This is a genomic window from Corynebacterium sp. LK2590 (genome assembly GCF_040946105.1).
In the GTDB taxonomy this organism is placed as follows: domain Bacteria; phylum Actinomycetota; class Actinomycetes; order Mycobacteriales; family Mycobacteriaceae; genus Corynebacterium.
Window position 1 is genome coordinate 134,247 of sequence record NZ_JAYWMH010000003.1, and the last position, 14,725, is coordinate 148,971.

Genomic DNA, 14,725 nt, shown 5'->3' on the forward strand with positions numbered 1-14,725 from the left:
TCAGGTGGCGTAGCACACAGCGGAAAAGCTATTCTAGATGAATGACCGGTTCCGGGGCACCCAGCTTGATGCGGCCACGCCGCAGGAAACCTAAGTCGACCCAGCCCACCGAGCACGACTCCCAGTTCGCCGGGGGCGACCACTGGCTCGACGACCTCACGGCCCCAGCAGACCCTGCCTTCAACCCGGCCACCCACCTGGCGATGTCCACCTTCGCCGGACCCGCGCGCCTGGCCCGCCGCGTCTGGTCCTTCCTGGAGACCACGCCCGGCAAGCTTTTCACCGTCACGGTGATTCTGACCCTGGCCATCGCCGCGGCCGGCATCTCCATGTCCAATTCTTCGGCCGCCCGGCAGGACAACCTGGACACCCTGCTGTCCACCACGGAGCCGATGTCGAACTCGGCCCACAACCTCTACACCTCCCTCTCCCTGGCGGATACCGTCGCCACCACCGGTTTCGTCCAGGCCGGCGTCGAGTCCGGCGAGAACCGGCAGAAATACAACGACGCGATCGACCGGGCATCGGTATCCGCCACCGAGTCCATCCTGGGCACCTCCGACGACGACCAGCGCATCCGCGACCTGGTCGGCTTCATCCAGCGCGAGCTGCCGGTCTATACCTCCATGGTGGAAACCGCCCGGGCCAACCACCGCGCCGGCAACGCCGTGGCCAGCGCCTATATGTCCAATGCCTCGTCGCTGATGCGCGAGGAGATCCTGCCCGCCGCCGACGAGCTTTTCCAGCTGACCAGCCAGAAGGTCTCCGACGAGCGCCGCGAGCTCACCCGCCCCCAGTGGGTTCCGCTGTCCGGCCTGGTGGCCGCCGTCATCTTCCTGGTACTAGCCCAGTGGTGGCTGTGGCGGCTGACCCGGCGCCGCTTCAACCGCGGCTTCGTCACCGCCACCAGCCTGCTCACCCTGGCGGTGCTGTGGGTGGGCCTGTCCAACCTGGCGACCTGGTCCGCCGGCATGCAGGGCTTCGAGGACGCCTCCCGCCCGTGGGACGCGCTGACCAATTCGCGCATCGCCGCGCAGCAGGCCCGCACCTCGGAGACCCTGGCCTTGGTCAACCGCCAGTCGGAGCAGGAAACCGCCGTGACCTTCGACGAGACCACCGAATCCATCTCCCACGCGCTGGAGGACTACGCGGCCTCCGAGTCGATCACCACCGAGTCCGAACTCGACCGCGACGACCTCATCCGCGGCGCCCAGCACTCGCTGGAGCGCTGGACCCAGTCCCACGAGGCGCTGCTCAACGCGCTGAGCGAGGGCCGCTACGACGACGCCATCTTCCTGGCCACCGATCCCAACCCGGGCGACACGCTGCCCGGGGAGACCTCACCCACCAGCGCCGCCAGCTCCTTCAACGAGCTCGACCGCACCCTGGACCAGCTCATCGCCGACGCCCGGCGCGCCATGCGCCTGCACATCCAGGAGGGACTGACCGCCATGACGCTGGTCTCCAGCGCGGTCATGCTGCTGACCGTGGCCGCGGTGATTTCGGTCTGGCTGGGCATCCGCCCCCGAGTGCAGGAGTACCTCTAATGCGCAAGAAAGTCCTGCCCGCGCTCGCCATTCTCCCGCTGCTGCTTACTGGCTGCGTGACGCACTCTTCCGAGCTCGCCCCGACCAACGAGATCGACCGCATCCTCCCCGAGCGCACGCAGGAAGAACAAGCCGGCCCCCCGCTGCCCGCCGGCGCCTACTACGAGCCCGCCGATGCCGAAGCCGCCGACGCGGACTCCCGCGGCAACCCCGCCGGTTCCTGGCGCCCCGACGACAAGGACGCCAAGGAGCGGGTGCCCGAGATCGTCAAGCGCGGCTGGGTGATTGTCGGCGTGGACCAGTCGCACAACCTGCTCAGCTACCGCGACACCACCACCGGGCAGATGAGCGGCTTCGAGGTCGACCTGGCCCACGAGATCGCCCGCGATATCTTCGACGATCCGTCCAAGGTGGATTTCCGCTTCCTGTCCTCGGCCGAGCGCGTGGACGCGCTGGAGTCCGGCGAGGTCGACATGGTGGTCCGCACCATGACCATCAACGAAGACCGCCAAAAACAGGTGGAGTTTTCCACGCCCTACCTCGACGCCTCCACGCGCCTGCTGGCGCTGAAGTCCAGCGGCATCGACTCGCTCGAGTCCACCGCCGGCAAGCGGGTCTGCGCCACCGCGGGCTCGACCTCGCTCAACCAGGCCCGCCTCCACCTGCCCGACGCCCAGCTTTTGATCACGCACTCCTGGGGCGACTGCCTCATGGCCCTGCAGCTGAGCCAGGCCGACGCCGTCATCACCGACGACACGCTCCTGTCCGGCATGGTGGATCAGGACTCCTACACCGAGATCGTCGGCGAGCCCATGTCCACCGAGTCCTACGGCGTAGGCATCAAGAAATCCCGCCCGGGGGCAGACACCCGCCCGCTGGTCCGACAGGTCAACTCCACGCTGGAGCGGCTGCGCCGCGACGGCACGTGGGCGCGCCTCTACAACGAGTGGTTCGGCCCCTACCTCGCCCCCGCCAGCCCGCCGGCCCTGGACTACCGCAGCGAAGACCCCGACGACGACTCCGAGGAGGCACGCAATGACTGATCGCTCCGATCACCTGGAACCGGGCCCGGATTCCGACCTGGACGCCGCCACCGCGGCCGTGCCCTTCGATCCCTTCGCCGACGACGAGGAAGGCGAGACCGGCACCGCCGCCGTGGCCTTCGATCCCTTCGCGGACGACGACGAGGACGACGAATTCGCCGCCGACTCCGACAACATCGCCGCGCTGATCAAGGACCTGGGCAACCTGCGCGACAAGAAGGCGCGCGACGCGCAGCAGGTGGCGGATACCTCGCAGCGCTCCCGCCAGAAGGCGCTCGACACCTTCCGCTCTAGGCGCGCGACCCGCCGCCGCGACCGCGAGGTCGCCGACGGCATGGTCCACCTGCCGTTCGTCTCCCCCAGCAACCCGCGCCAGGCGCTGCTCGACGTGGACGAGGTCGTCGAGCGCAAGAAGATCCCCCGCCCGCAGCTTAACCCCGGCGACATGGTGGCCAGCCAGTACGAGATCCTGGGCGTTATCGCCCACGGCGGCATGGGCTGGATCTACCTGGCCAACGACCACTTCGTCTCCGGGCGCGTGGTCGTGCTCAAGGGCATGCAGGCCCACAAGTCCGAGGACGAGACCGCCGCCGCGGCCGCCGAGCGCGAGTTCCTGGCGGATATTACGCACCCGGGCATCGTGAAGATTTTCAACTTCATCGACGACGCCCGCGTGCCCGGCGGCTTCATCGTGATGGAATACGTGGGCGGGCCCTCCCTGCGCAGCCGCCGCAACGCGCAGCCGGGCAAGGTGCTGCCCATCGACATCGCCATCGCCTATATCCTGGAGCTTTTGCCGGCCCTGGACTACCTGCACTCGCGGGGGGTGGTCTACAACGACTTGAAGCCCGACAACATCATCGTCACCGAGGACCAGGTCAAGCTCATCGACCTAGGCGCGGTCTCCGGGATCGGCGCCTACGGCTTCATCTACGGCACGCAGGGCTTCCAGGCCCCCGAGGTGGCCACCCAGGGCCCCTCGGTAGCCAGCGATATCTACACCATCGGCCGCACCCTGGCCGCGCTGACCATCGACCTTCCCAGCGAGGACGGCATCTACCTGCCCGGGCTGCCGAGCCCGGCAAAGGAACCGCAGTTCCGCCGCCACCTGTCCTTCTACCGGCTGCTGCTGCGCGCCACCGACCGCGACCCGGACAAGCGCTTTAACAACCTGGGCGAGCTGCGCACGCAGCTCTACGGCGTGCTGCGCGAGGTCATCGCCGTCCGCGACGGTGTCCAGCACCCCTCCCAGCACTCGCTGTTTTCGCCGCAACGTACCACCTTCGGCACCAAGCACCTGGTCTTCCGCACGGACCAGCTCATCGACGGCATCGACCGCACCGTGCGGACCACCGCCCCCGAGGTGGTCTCCGCCCTCCCGACCCCGCTGCTGGACCGCAGCGACGTCGGCGCCGCGCTGCTGCAGGGCGCGTCCTATACGGAGCCGCAGGAGGCCCTGGAAACCCTCCGCCAGGCGATGCAGACCGACGAATACGAGCAGTCCGCCGAAATCCCCCTGGGCGTGGTGCGCTCCATGATCGACCTCGGTTACACGGGTCAGGCCCGCAGCTGGCTGTCCTCGCTGGAGCAGCGCCTGGGCGGCGACTGGCGCTTCGAGTGGTACTCCGGCGTGACCGCGCTGCTGCTGGACGACTACGCCGAGGCGCAGAAGCACTTTTCCACCGTGCTCAGCCTCCTGCCCGGCGAGGCCGCGCCGAAGCTGGCGCTGGCCGCCATCAACGAACTGCTCCTGCAGCAGCTGGGCTACGACGGCTCCTCCCTGCTCATGCCGAAGGTCACCCGCGCCTGCGCGGTCCAAGAGCTCAGCTTGGGCGACCTGCCCGACGAGGACTTCGCCGGCCAGCCCGAGCTCTGGGAACACATCACGCAGGACCCCGGCGTCCTGCGGTTTAACTCGATGCGCCTCTACGGGCTGGTCTGGGCCACCAACCCGACCACGGTCTCCTCCGCCTTCGGGCTGGCCCGCCAGCTGCGCACCGAGCACCAGGTGGAGATGGCCGTCAACACCCTCGACCGCGTGCCGAACGCCTCCCGCCACCAGCGCATGGCGCGGCTGACCACGGTGTTGCAGCTCATCTCCCACTCCCTGACCGAACCCCGCGTGCGCCGCGCCGCCCGCCGTCTGGAAGAGATCCCCACCAACGAGCCGCGCTTTTTGCAGATCAAGGTCGCCGTGCTCTCCGCCGGGCTGACGTTCCTGCGCGATCACCAGCTCACGCAAGCCGCCAGCCCGAACGACCTGTTCGAGTACGCCTTCACCCAGCGCGGCCTGCGCTACGGGCTCGCCGACACGCTCCGCGCGCTCGCCCGCCAAGCCCCCTTCTCCCGGCACCGCTACGCGCTGGTCGACCTGGCGAACCAGGTCCGGCCGGTGACGACGTTTTAGGTTCGGTGGGTACTGGGGCCGGGTCCGGGGGAAATATCGACCCCTGCCAGCGGGTTGGTCCGCGGATTTCACCTTTAACGCGTTGACCAGCGGTTTTACGGGTCGGAAATATCTGCCTTTGGGCAGAGGGCGATATTTTCCGCGGATTCTCCTCTGCCCCGGCCGAAAATATCTACTTCTACCGCCCAACCTCCCCGCAGCCGACACGCACAAAGCCGTGAACAGCGGTTTTAGACACCGGAAATATCGGCTTCTGTGCAAAGGACGATATTTTCCGCCCAGCGCCCGGCACCCAGCGCCCGGCGCTCGTCGCCCTACCTCCCCGCCCGCCGCAACGTGGTGGTCAGCATCTCCATGAACTCGGCGTATTCGTAGAAGAGTTGCCGCGGTGTCACGCGACGGACCACGAAACCCTGGTTTTGCAGGTAGGCCTCGCGGTCGCGCTCGGAGCGGATGACGTCCTCGACCGCGCGGCCGTAGGTCTGCCCGTCGTATTTGGCGGCGCCGTCCACCTCGAGGACCAGCCATCCGTCGATGAGCAGGTCCACGCGGAAAGCGCCGATCTGGGCCTGGGCCTCGACGCGGTGGCGCTTAGCCAACCCGCTATGGATTAGCAGTCCGCGGGCAAGCGACTCGTACGGCGACTCCGAGTTGCCGATCGCGGCACCGATGACCTGACGGGCCTGACCAATCCCCCGGGTGCCTTTGAGCCTGCCGGCCACGGCCATCAACTCGGCGCGCTCAAAACCGCGGGCCAGGTAGCTGTCGGCGGCGACTAGCCCGCGCACGAAGCCGTGCAGGCGGGCCAGATCTACCACGGTGCGGGCCGGGCTGGTGGCTCTGACGCTGGCATCACTTTCCGCAACCGCCACCGAGACGATATCGCCCGGCGGCAGCTTCATCTTGTGGTAGCGCCACCCGGGCGGGACCTGCGCGTTAGGCGGGGCGGTGCCGCCGGCCAGGGCGAGTTCTATGTCCTCGCCCCCGCGCGCGCTGAGCACCCACAGCCGGTGGATGCGGGCGGCCGAGCGGGAGGTCAGCACCGCGCGGTGGGCGCTCAGCGCGGCGGCCAGGCAGCGCAGCCGGGCCTGTTCGTGGGCGGGCAACGACGTGAAATCCTGCGCGTCGGCGGTTACCTGCGGCGCGAGGCGGGTGCAGTGGTTATCAGTGGTACGGGGTCTTAGTCAGTTTCATACCGCCATCCTGACCGCCCACGCAAACACCGGTCTAGGCCGCCCGGGCCCAGATACAGCAAAACTGTGGATAACTGGGCGCGGGCCCTAGTTATCCACAGTCGCAGGCGCGCTCAAGTGGCGCGCGGCAGCACGAGGTGCTAGTACAGGCCGGCCTCGCGGGCCATGGCGGCGATATCGGCAGACTTCTGCGCGATGGCCAGTTCCTCGTTGGTCGGGACGACGAAGACCTTGACCGGGGAGTCTGCGGTGGAAATCATGCGCGGCTCCTTGGAACGGACCAGGTTGGCTTCCTTGTCAAAGTGGATACCGTACATGTCCAGGTTGTACAGGGAGTCCTGGCGGACCTCGGTGTCGTTCTCACCGACGCCGGCGGTGAACGTGATGGCGTCGACGCGGCCGAGCGCAATCATGTAGGAACCGATGAAGCGGCGCAGCTGGTGGATGTAGATGTTGTACGCCAGCCAGGCGTCGGAGTCCTCGTTCTCGATGCGCTCGCGCAGCACGCGGAAGTCATTGACGCCGGAAATGCCCTTCACACCGGACTGCTTGTTAAGCAGCTTGTCGATCTCATCGATGGTCATGCCCGCCTGGCGGGACAGGTGGAAGATGATGCCCGGGTCGATATCACCGGAACGGGTACCCATGGCCAGGCCGGCCAGCGGGGTCAGGCCCATCGAGGTGTCGATGGCGCGCCCGTTGGAGATCGCGGCGGCGGAGGCGCCGTTGCCCAGGTGCAGCGTGATCTGGTGGGTGTGGCCCGGGTCGCGGCCCAGCAGCTTCGGGACCTGCTGCGAGACGAACTCGTGGGAGGTGCCGTGGAAGCCGTAGCGGCGGATGTCGTACTTCGTCGCGACTTCCTTGTTGATGGCATACAGCGCGGCGGCCGGGGCCATGCGGTTGAAGAAGGCGGTGTCGAAGACGGCCACGTGCGGCAGGTCCGGCAGGATGGCGCGCGCGACGCGGATGCCGTCCAGGTTGGCCGGGTTGTGCAGCGGGGCCAGCGGGATGAGGTCCTCGATCATGGACTCGATCTGCTCGTCCAGCAGCTGCGGCTCGCTGAAGAGGCGACCGCCGTGGACGACACGGTGGCCGACGGCGATGAGCTCCAGCTGGGTGGGGCCGACCTGGTTGTCCTCCATGATCTCGAAGGCGCGCTTCAGGCCCGCGGTGTGGTCCGGGATTTCCAGCTCTTCGCGGATCTTCTCGCCGTTGACGGTGACGTTGATGGCACCGTTCGGCTCGCCGATCTGCTCGACCAGGCCGGTGACCAGCGGAGCGTCGGTGGCTTCGTTCTCCGGGTTCACCACCTGGAACTTGATGGAGGAAGAGCCGGAGTTAAGTACTAGAACGTAGGCCATTTAGGCGTTGCCTCCTGCCTGGATCGCGGTAATAGCGACGGTGTTGACAATATCGGGAACGGTAGCGCCACGGGACAGATCGTTGACCGGCTTGTTCAGCCCCTGCAGGATCGGGCCCACGGCCAGGGCGCCGCCGGTGCGCTGCGCGGTCTTGTAGCCGATATTGCCGGCTTCCAGGTCCGGGAAGATGAAGACGTTGGCCTGGCCAGCGACCTCGGAGTCGGGCATCTTCTTCTTGGCCACACCCGGGTCGCAGGCGGCATCGAACTGCAGCGGGCCGTCGACCTTGAGGTCGCCGTTGATCTGAAGGGCGGCCTCCACGGCGGCCACGGCGCGGTCCACGTCCGGGCCGGAGCCGGAGGTGCCGGTGGAGTAGGACAGCACGGCCACGCGCGGGTCGATGCCGAACTGGGCCGCGGTCTTCGCGGAGACGGCGGCGATCTCGCCGAGCTGCTCGGCGGTCGGGTTCGGGTTGACCGCGCAGTCGCCGAAGGCCCACAGGCGCCCGCGCATGACCATCAGGAAGATGGAGGAGACCACGGAGGCCTCCGGGGTGGTCTTGATGATCTGGAAGGAAGGCTTGATGGTGTGGGCGGTGGTGTGCGCCGCGCCGGAGACCATGCCGTCGGCCAGGCCCTTGTGGACCATCATGGTGGCGAAGTAGGAGATGTCCTGCATGGTCTCGCGGGCCTGCTCGAGGGTCACGCCCTTCTTCTTGCGCAGCTCGGCGAAGTCGGCAGCGAATTCCTCGGCCAGCGGGGAGGTCAGGTGGTCGATGATGGTGGCGTCAGTCAGATCCACGCCCAGCTCGCCGGCGCGGGTGGCAATGGAGTCTGGGTTGCCCAGGATGGTGAGCTTGACGATGCCCTTTTCCAGCAGCTGGCCAGCCGCCAGCAGGATGCGGTCGTCGTCGCCCTCCGGCAGCACGACGTGGGCGCCGGCGGCCTTGGCCTGGCCCAGCAGCTGCTGCTCGAAGACGGGAGCGGACATGACCGGCTCGACGTTGAGGTTAATCTGGCGGGCCAGGGCCTCGCCGTCCTTGAGCTGGTCCGGCGTGACAACGCCGGCGACGGTCGCCTGCACGTCCTTGGCGTGGCGGACCGCGAGTTCGGCCGCGCCCTTTTCCTGCTCGGCTACGAACAGCAGCGGCACGCCGACGGCGGCGGCAGCTACGGAGTCGAAGTGGGTGTCGCCGGTGCCCTGAATAACTACGGGGCCGTCGGCGGTAAGTTCCGCAGCGACGACGTCGGCGAGCTTCGGGTTGAGCTCATCCAGAGTGCGCAGCTGCGCGTCTAGCTGGTGGGCAGTTTCCGCAAGGTTGAGGTCGGCAAAATCACGACCTACGACACTGACAAGGACAGAACGAGCATTAGACATGCGACGAACCTTTCATTCGCTGTCACGGGGCAATATCCACAGCAAAAGTGCTGTATATCACTCAGTAATTTGTTTAGTGACCTCCTCTACCCTACTTCAGAATGCCCATTTTTTCCGATTCGCGTAGATGTAAAACAGGTCACTCATGACTATAAGTTTTGGGCAGAATCCGCGATTGCGCGTTTAACCGCAGCTACGGACTTTTCTAAGGCCTTCGTTTCCCAGTCATCCAGCTCCACTGTCAGGCGCCGGAGGACCCCCGAACGCCCGATCAAACATGGCAGGGAGACCGCGACGTCGCCGTCGTAGCCGTATTCGCCGTGCAGGGTGGTCGAGACCGGGAAGATGGCGCGCTCATCGAGCAAGACCGCCCGCGCCAGGCGCATGGCCGAGGCGGCGACGCCGGCGTTGGTCCAGCCCTTGGAGTGGAAGACCTGGTAGGCGGCCTCGACGACGCGCTCGGCCAGGTCCGCCGCGTCGAGCCGGACGCCGGGGAAGTATTCGCCGAGCCGGGCGGCGGGAATGCCGGCCACGGACAGGTGGGACAGGACCGGGAAGGCGGCCATGCCGTGCTCGCCCATCATGTAGCCGTCGACGGAGTCGGGGCTAATCCCCAGATCGTCGGCGACTAGGCGGCGCAGGCGGGACGAGTCCAGCATGGTGCCGGTGGCGAAGATCTTGTGCTCCGGGTAGTCGAATTCGTTCTGGGCAATCCAGACGATGGTATCGGCCGGGTTGGTGATGAAGATGAGCACGGGGCCGGCCTCTTTGTCGGCCACGTTCGCGCACACCTCGCGCATGATCCCGCGGGTGATATCGCCGTTGACGGGCGCGAGCGCCGCCCGGTCCGGGTTGGCGTCGGGGTTGTCGGGGTCCACGATCATCGACGGGCCGGCGGCCGAAATGACGACGTCGGCGTCCGCGCACTCGGAGTAGTCGCCGCGGCGCACGCGCGGGACGAAGCTACCGGGCACGCCGGTCAGGTGGTGTTGGTCGAGGGCCTCGCCGTAGGCAATGTCGGGGTCGCTATCGATGACCACAATGTCGGCAAACAAGCCGGAGTGTACCGCCTCTGCCAGCACGTAGGAACCTACGTGGCCCGCTCCGGTGATAACGAGCTTGGCTGGTCGGTTCATGATTTTCCTTTCGACGAGTAGTGAAACAAGAAGGGTTCTCGGCAAGCGAAAAACCGCCGACCTCGAGTGTAGGCCGGCGGTAGCAGCGCTTACAGGGAGTGGAAGATGGAGAAGAAGATGGTTGCCACGGCCACCAGGCCGATGAAGGTGGTGAACCAGTTGGACGGCTTGCCGCGGAAGCGCTTGAGCGCGTCCACCTTGTGGATGGCCCACATCGGAATCAGGAAGAGCAGGACGGCAATGGCCGGGCCACACAGGGTCTCAATCATGCCCAGGATGGACGGGTCGGCCCAGGCGACCAGGATGCAGGTCACCAGGATGAAGATAAGCGAGCCGGTCTCCAGCGCGCGGCTGTGGGTGAACTTGGTGTTGCCAGCGACGTGGTTGCCGGTCACCACCAAGCCCTCGACGGACTCCGCCGCGCCCAGGTAGTGGCCCAGGAAGGACTTGCAGATGGCCACCAACGCCACGATGGGGGCTACCCATTGCAGGAAGGGGGCATCGAAGTGGTTGGCCAGGTAGGACAGGATGGTGATGTTTTGCTCCTTGGCCTCGGCCAGGTTTTCCGGCGACAGGGACAGGGCGCAGGAGAAGACGAAGAACATCACGACGATGACCATGAGGCCTTCGGCCGCCGCCAGGACCTGGCCGGTCTTCTTATCCGCCCACTTGTCGCCGTACTCCTGGCGCTTCTCGGAGGCGAAGGAGGAGATGATCGGCGAGTGGTTGAAGGAGAAGACCATCACCGGCACCAGCAGCATCAGCGTGGTGGCCAGGCCGTTGCCGGAGGCCTCCCGCGCGACGTCTAGGTCGAAGGTAGAGAAGAAGGCGGTGTTCCAGCGCGGGATGAGGTAGAGCGCCAGGAAGATCAGCACGGCGATGAAGGGGAAGGCCAGCGCGGACATCACCTTGACCACGATTTCCTGGCCCATCTTCACCACGAAGATGAGGCCGCCGACCAGCAGGGTGGCTAGCGCCCAGCGCGGCCAGGGTTCAACGTGCAGCTGGTGGATGAGGAAGGACTCCAGGGTGTTGGTCAGCGTGACGGCGTAGACCAGCACCAGCGGGTAGACCGCCACGAAGTAGAGGACGGTCATCACGACGCCGGCGTTGGCGCCGAAGTGCTCCTCCATGACGTCGGTCAGGTGGGACTTCGGATCGGAGCCGGACAGGACCAGGCGGGTCATCGCGCGGTGGGCCCAGAAGGTCATGGGGAAGGCGATGATGGTCATGATGATCAGCGGGATAATGCCGCCGATGCCCGCGTTGATGGGCAGGAACATGACGCCGGCGCCGATGGCGGTGCCGAACAGGCTCAGCGTCCAGATGGTATCGGTTTTGCCCCAGCCGGGGGCTTTGTCAGCGCTGTCGGGGCTACCCGGCGCCGTGGTGGTTGGTGCCCGCCGGGCGTCGGCGGCCTCGGGAGGGATGACGGACATGGTGTGTTCGACCCTTTCGACGTGTTCCCCGCAGCCCTACGCGAAAGAACGGGCCGATGGAGAACTATTTATCACTTCACGCTCCATCCTCCGGAAAACCCCCGCAGGATGCTATGAGCAAATTCACATTTGATGATTAATTATTATCACATCACCAAAATGAGAACTTTTCCGCAGGGATCCGTTATAGTAATTAGCCACACTCGGTTCTGACATAGTTTTTACCTAGTAGCCAACAGGAACCACCGGAAAACCCGCCCAGGCTGCACCGACCCCAAACGCCCCCTGAAAATCCCCTAGGGAAACGGTGTTTCACCCTAAGGCCGCACCTCCCCCGCCGGATGCCCCCGACTATTGGGCATGTCACGGAAAAACCGGGCACTATGACCAAAATCAAAGCCCTTTTGCCCAGGTCAGAGAACTTATAACATCGGAGGCATGAGCACTACAGTCCAGACCCCGCTCGTCACCGCCGCCGAAATCGAGGCCGCCCACGAGCGCATCCAAGATGAAATCAACCGCACCCCACTGCGCTACAGCGAACGACTGTCCCAACTGACCAACTGCAACGTCTACCTCAAGTGCGAGGAACTGCAGGACGTGCGCTCCTACAAGATCCGCGGCGCGCTCAACAGCATCAAGAACCTGAGCGACGAGGAGCTGGCCGCCGGCATCGTCACCGCCTCGGCCGGCAACCACGCCCAGGGCGTGGCCTACGCCTGCAAGACCATGGGCGTCCAGGGCAAGATCTTCGTGCCGGTGTCCACCCCGGCCCAGAAGCGCGACCGCATCCTGGCCCACGGCGGCCGCTTCGTGGACCTGGTCGTGACCGGCGAGTCCTTCGACGAGGCCTCCGCCGCCGCCCATGAGGACGCCGCCGAGCGCGGGGCCACCTTCATCGAGCCCTTCGATGCCCACGACACCGTCGTCGGCCAGGGCACCATGGCCAAGGAAATCCTCGAGCAGCTGGCCGAGGAGGGCAAGGAGCTGCACGCGCTGATCGCCCCCGTCGGCGGCGGCGGCCTGCTCTCCGGCCTGACCAGCTACGTCGCGGAGAAGGCCCCGGAGGCCCAGATTTACGGCGTGGAGCCGGCCGGCGCGGCATCGCTAGCCGCAGCCTTCCGTAATAATGGCCCGATGACGCTGCCGACCGTGGACCCGTTCGTGGATGGCGCGGCCGTCAAGCGCATCGGCGCGCTGCCCTACGAGATCCTCTCGGCCAACAAGGACCGGCTGGAGCACTTCGCAGTCAGCGAGGACGACGTCTGCATCGAGATGCTCAACCTCTACCAGAACGAGGGCATCGTCTCCGAGCCGGCCGGCGCGCTGTCCGTGACCGGCCTGACCAAGCTGGACCTGGCGCCGGGCTCGACCGTCGTCTGCGTCATCTCCGGCGGCAACAACGACGTCATCCGCTACACAGAGATCATGGAGCGCTCCCTGGTCCACCGCGGCCTGAAGCACTACTTCCTCATCAGCTTCCCGCAGGTCCCCGGCCAGCTGCGCATCTTCCTCGACGAAATCCTCAACCCCGGCGACGACATCACCCGGTTCAAGTACCAGAAGCGCAACAACTGCGTGCTGGGCACCGCGCTGGTGGGCCTGGTGCTGGAAAAGCCCGAGGAAATCGACCAGCTCATCGAACGTTTGGACAACTCCAAGTTCGAGTACGAGTACCTCAAGCCAGGTACGCCTGAATATAAGATAGTCGGATAAGCCCTTCTGAGGCTGATTTGGGGAGCAGGCTTGTTACCCTATCTAGTACGTTGCTCGCATCCGAACGTATGATGAGCTCAGATTAGACAAGTAACAGCCACTCCCCCAAGAATCAGTGAGGACACCGACATATTATGACTTCCCCTCTGCGCGTTGCAGTCGTTGGTTCCGGCCCGGCCGGCATTTACGCATCCGATCTTCTGGTTAAGTCCGAGGTCGACGTCCAAGTCGATCTGTTTGAGAAGATGCCCGCCCCCTTCGGCCTGATCCGCTACGGCGTGGCCCCGGACCACCCGCGCATCAAGGGGATTGTTCAGTCTCTGCACAACGTCATGGAAAAGGAAGACATCCGCTTCCTGGGCAATATTGAGGTCGGCCGTGACGTCACCGTCGAGGAGCTGCAGGACTACTACGACGCCGTCATCTTCGCCACCGGCGCCACCGCAGACCGCCTGGTCAACATCCCGGGCGAGGACCTCGAGGGCGTCCACGGCGCCGGCGAGTTCGTGGGCTTCTACGACGGCAACCCGAACTTCAAGCGCGACTGGGACCTGTCCGCCGAGTCCGTGGCCGTCATCGGCGTGGGCAACGTCTCCCTAGACGTCTCCCGCATCCTGGCCAAGACCGCCGATGAGCTGCTGGTTACGGAGATCCCGGACAACGTTTACCAGACCCTGAAGACCAACCGCGCCAAGGAGATTCACGTCTTCGGCCGCCGCGGCCCGGCCCAGGCGAAGTACACCCCGAAGGAGCTCAAGGAGCTGGACGAGTCCCCGACCATCGAGGTCATCGTCGATCCGGAAGACATCGACTACGACGCTGCCTCCGAGGAAGCTCGCCGCGCCACCAAGTCCACCGACCTGGTCTGCCAGACCCTGGAGGGCTACGCCATGCGCGAGACCAAGGGCGCCCCGCACAAGCTCTACATCCACTTCTTCGAGGCCCCGGTGGAGATCCTCGGCGAGGACGGCAAGGTCACCGGCCTGAAGACCGAGCGCACTGAGCTCGACGGCACCGGGCGGGTCAACGGCACCGGGAAGTTCACCGAGTGGCCGGTCCAGGCGGTCTACTCCGCCGTGGGCTACCACCCGCAGGACGTCAAGGGCGTGCCCTACGACGAGGAGAAGGCCGTCATCCCGAACGACGGCGGCCACGTGCTGCGCGATAACGGCGGGGAGAAGATCCCGGGCCTGTACACCACGGGCTGGATCAAGCGCGGCCCGGTCGGGCTTATCGGCAACACCAAGTCCGACGCGAAGGACACCACCTCCATGCTGCTGGCCGATCACCTGGCCGGCGAGCTCACCGAGGCCACTAAGCGCGACCCGCAGGACATCCTGGACCTGCTGGCCAGCCGCGAGATCGCCGTGACCACCTGGGAAGGCTGGCACCGCCTGGACGCGGCCGAGCGCGCCGCCGGCGAACCGCAGGAGCGCGAGCGCGTCAAGATCGTCGAATGGGACGACATGGTCCGCTACGCCGGCCCGCAGGAGGACTAAGCCCGGC

Annotated in this window: 10 protein-coding genes; 5 read left to right on the forward strand and 5 right to left on the reverse strand. The window is 66.0% G+C overall.

Annotation, left to right across the window (positions count from 1 at the left end):
• Positions 1 to 68: 68 nt before the first annotated feature.
• The 3 genes from VVR85_RS05375 to VVR85_RS05385 are packed head-to-tail and all read left to right on the forward strand — an operon-like array spanning position 69 to position 4,997.
• Positions 69 to 1,547, forward strand: a complete 1,479-nt coding sequence (locus tag VVR85_RS05375; protein WP_368526560.1) for a hypothetical protein — start codon at positions 69 to 71, stop codon at positions 1,545 to 1,547.
• On the forward strand, positions 1,547 to 2,590 hold the full coding sequence (locus VVR85_RS05380) for a glutamate ABC transporter substrate-binding protein (RefSeq protein ID WP_368519918.1): 1,044 nt from the start codon (positions 1,547 to 1,549) through the stop codon (positions 2,588 to 2,590). The genes VVR85_RS05375 and VVR85_RS05380 overlap by 1 nt, the downstream gene beginning before the upstream one ends.
• Positions 2,583 to 4,997: a tetratricopeptide repeat protein gene (locus VVR85_RS05385; RefSeq protein WP_368519919.1), complete on the forward strand. Its 2,415-nt coding sequence runs from the start codon at positions 2,583 to 2,585 to the stop codon at positions 4,995 to 4,997. The genes VVR85_RS05380 and VVR85_RS05385 overlap by 8 nt, the downstream gene beginning before the upstream one ends.
• Before the next feature lie 314 nt (positions 4,998 to 5,311).
• On the opposite strand, the gene VVR85_RS05390 is transcribed toward VVR85_RS05385, so the two are convergent.
• The 5 genes from VVR85_RS05390 to VVR85_RS05410 form a co-directional block, all read right to left on the reverse strand.
• Positions 5,312 to 6,103, reverse strand: coding sequence for a hypothetical protein (locus VVR85_RS05390; RefSeq protein ID WP_368519920.1), 792 nt, complete (start codon positions 6,101 to 6,103; stop codon positions 5,312 to 5,314).
• A 227-nt stretch (positions 6,104 to 6,330) separates the two neighbouring features.
• Entirely contained in the window at positions 6,331 to 7,551 is a 1,221-nt protein-coding gene (locus VVR85_RS05395) for an acetate kinase (protein ID WP_368519921.1), read from the reverse strand.
• Positions 7,552 to 8,928: a phosphate acetyltransferase gene (gene pta, locus VVR85_RS05400; protein ID WP_368519922.1), complete on the reverse strand. Its 1,377-nt coding sequence runs from the start codon at positions 8,926 to 8,928 to the stop codon at positions 7,552 to 7,554.
• 149 nt (positions 8,929 to 9,077) lie between these two features.
• Positions 9,078 to 10,064 carry a lactate/malate family dehydrogenase gene (locus tag VVR85_RS05405; RefSeq protein WP_368519923.1) on the reverse strand — a complete coding sequence of 329 codons (987 nt, stop codon included), beginning with the start codon at positions 10,062 to 10,064 and terminating at the stop codon, positions 9,078 to 9,080.
• 89 nt (positions 10,065 to 10,153) lie between these two features.
• Positions 10,154 to 11,503 (reverse strand): HAAAP family serine/threonine permease, encoded by a 1,350-nt coding sequence (locus VVR85_RS05410; RefSeq protein ID WP_368519924.1) that lies wholly within the window; start codon positions 11,501 to 11,503, stop codon positions 10,154 to 10,156.
• 438 nt (positions 11,504 to 11,941) lie between these two features.
• On the opposite strand from VVR85_RS05410, the gene ilvA reads away from it, so the two are divergent.
• The gene (gene ilvA, locus VVR85_RS05415) at positions 11,942 to 13,219 is read left to right on the forward strand and encodes a threonine ammonia-lyase IlvA (protein WP_368519925.1); all 1,278 of its coding nucleotides are present in this window, start codon (positions 11,942 to 11,944) and stop codon (positions 13,217 to 13,219) included.
• A 134-nt stretch (positions 13,220 to 13,353) separates the two neighbouring features.
• A complete protein-coding gene (locus VVR85_RS05420) occupies positions 13,354 to 14,718 on the forward strand; it encodes an FAD-dependent oxidoreductase (protein WP_368519926.1) in 1,365 nt (454 codons plus the stop codon).
• The last annotated feature ends 7 nt before the right edge of the window (positions 14,719 to 14,725 follow it).

What these genes read in the sequence shown, in the direction of transcription:
- VVR85_RS05410 (WP_368519924.1), bottom strand. Translation starts at nt 11,503, where the DNA reads ATGTCCGTCATCCCTCCCGAGGCCGCCGACGCCCGGCGGGCACCAACC.
- VVR85_RS05385 (WP_368519919.1), top strand. Translation starts at nt 2,583, where the DNA reads ATGACTGATCGCTCCGATCACCTGGAACCGGGCCCGGATTCCGACCTG.
- VVR85_RS05405 (WP_368519923.1), bottom strand. Translation starts at nt 10,064, where the DNA reads ATGAACCGACCAGCCAAGCTCGTTATCACCGGAGCGGGCCACGTAGGT.
- pta (WP_368519922.1), bottom strand. Translation starts at nt 8,928, where the DNA reads ATGTCTAATGCTCGTTCTGTCCTTGTCAGTGTCGTAGGTCGTGATTTT.
- VVR85_RS05380 (WP_368519918.1), top strand. Translation starts at nt 1,547, where the DNA reads ATGCGCAAGAAAGTCCTGCCCGCGCTCGCCATTCTCCCGCTGCTGCTT.
- VVR85_RS05420 (WP_368519926.1), top strand. Translation starts at nt 13,354, where the DNA reads ATGACTTCCCCTCTGCGCGTTGCAGTCGTTGGTTCCGGCCCGGCCGGC.
- VVR85_RS05395 (WP_368519921.1), bottom strand. Translation starts at nt 7,551, where the DNA reads ATGGCCTACGTTCTAGTACTTAACTCCGGCTCTTCCTCCATCAAGTTC.
- ilvA (WP_368519925.1), top strand. Translation starts at nt 11,942, where the DNA reads ATGAGCACTACAGTCCAGACCCCGCTCGTCACCGCCGCCGAAATCGAG.
- VVR85_RS05375 (WP_368526560.1), top strand. Translation starts at nt 69, where the DNA reads ATGCGGCCACGCCGCAGGAAACCTAAGTCGACCCAGCCCACCGAGCAC.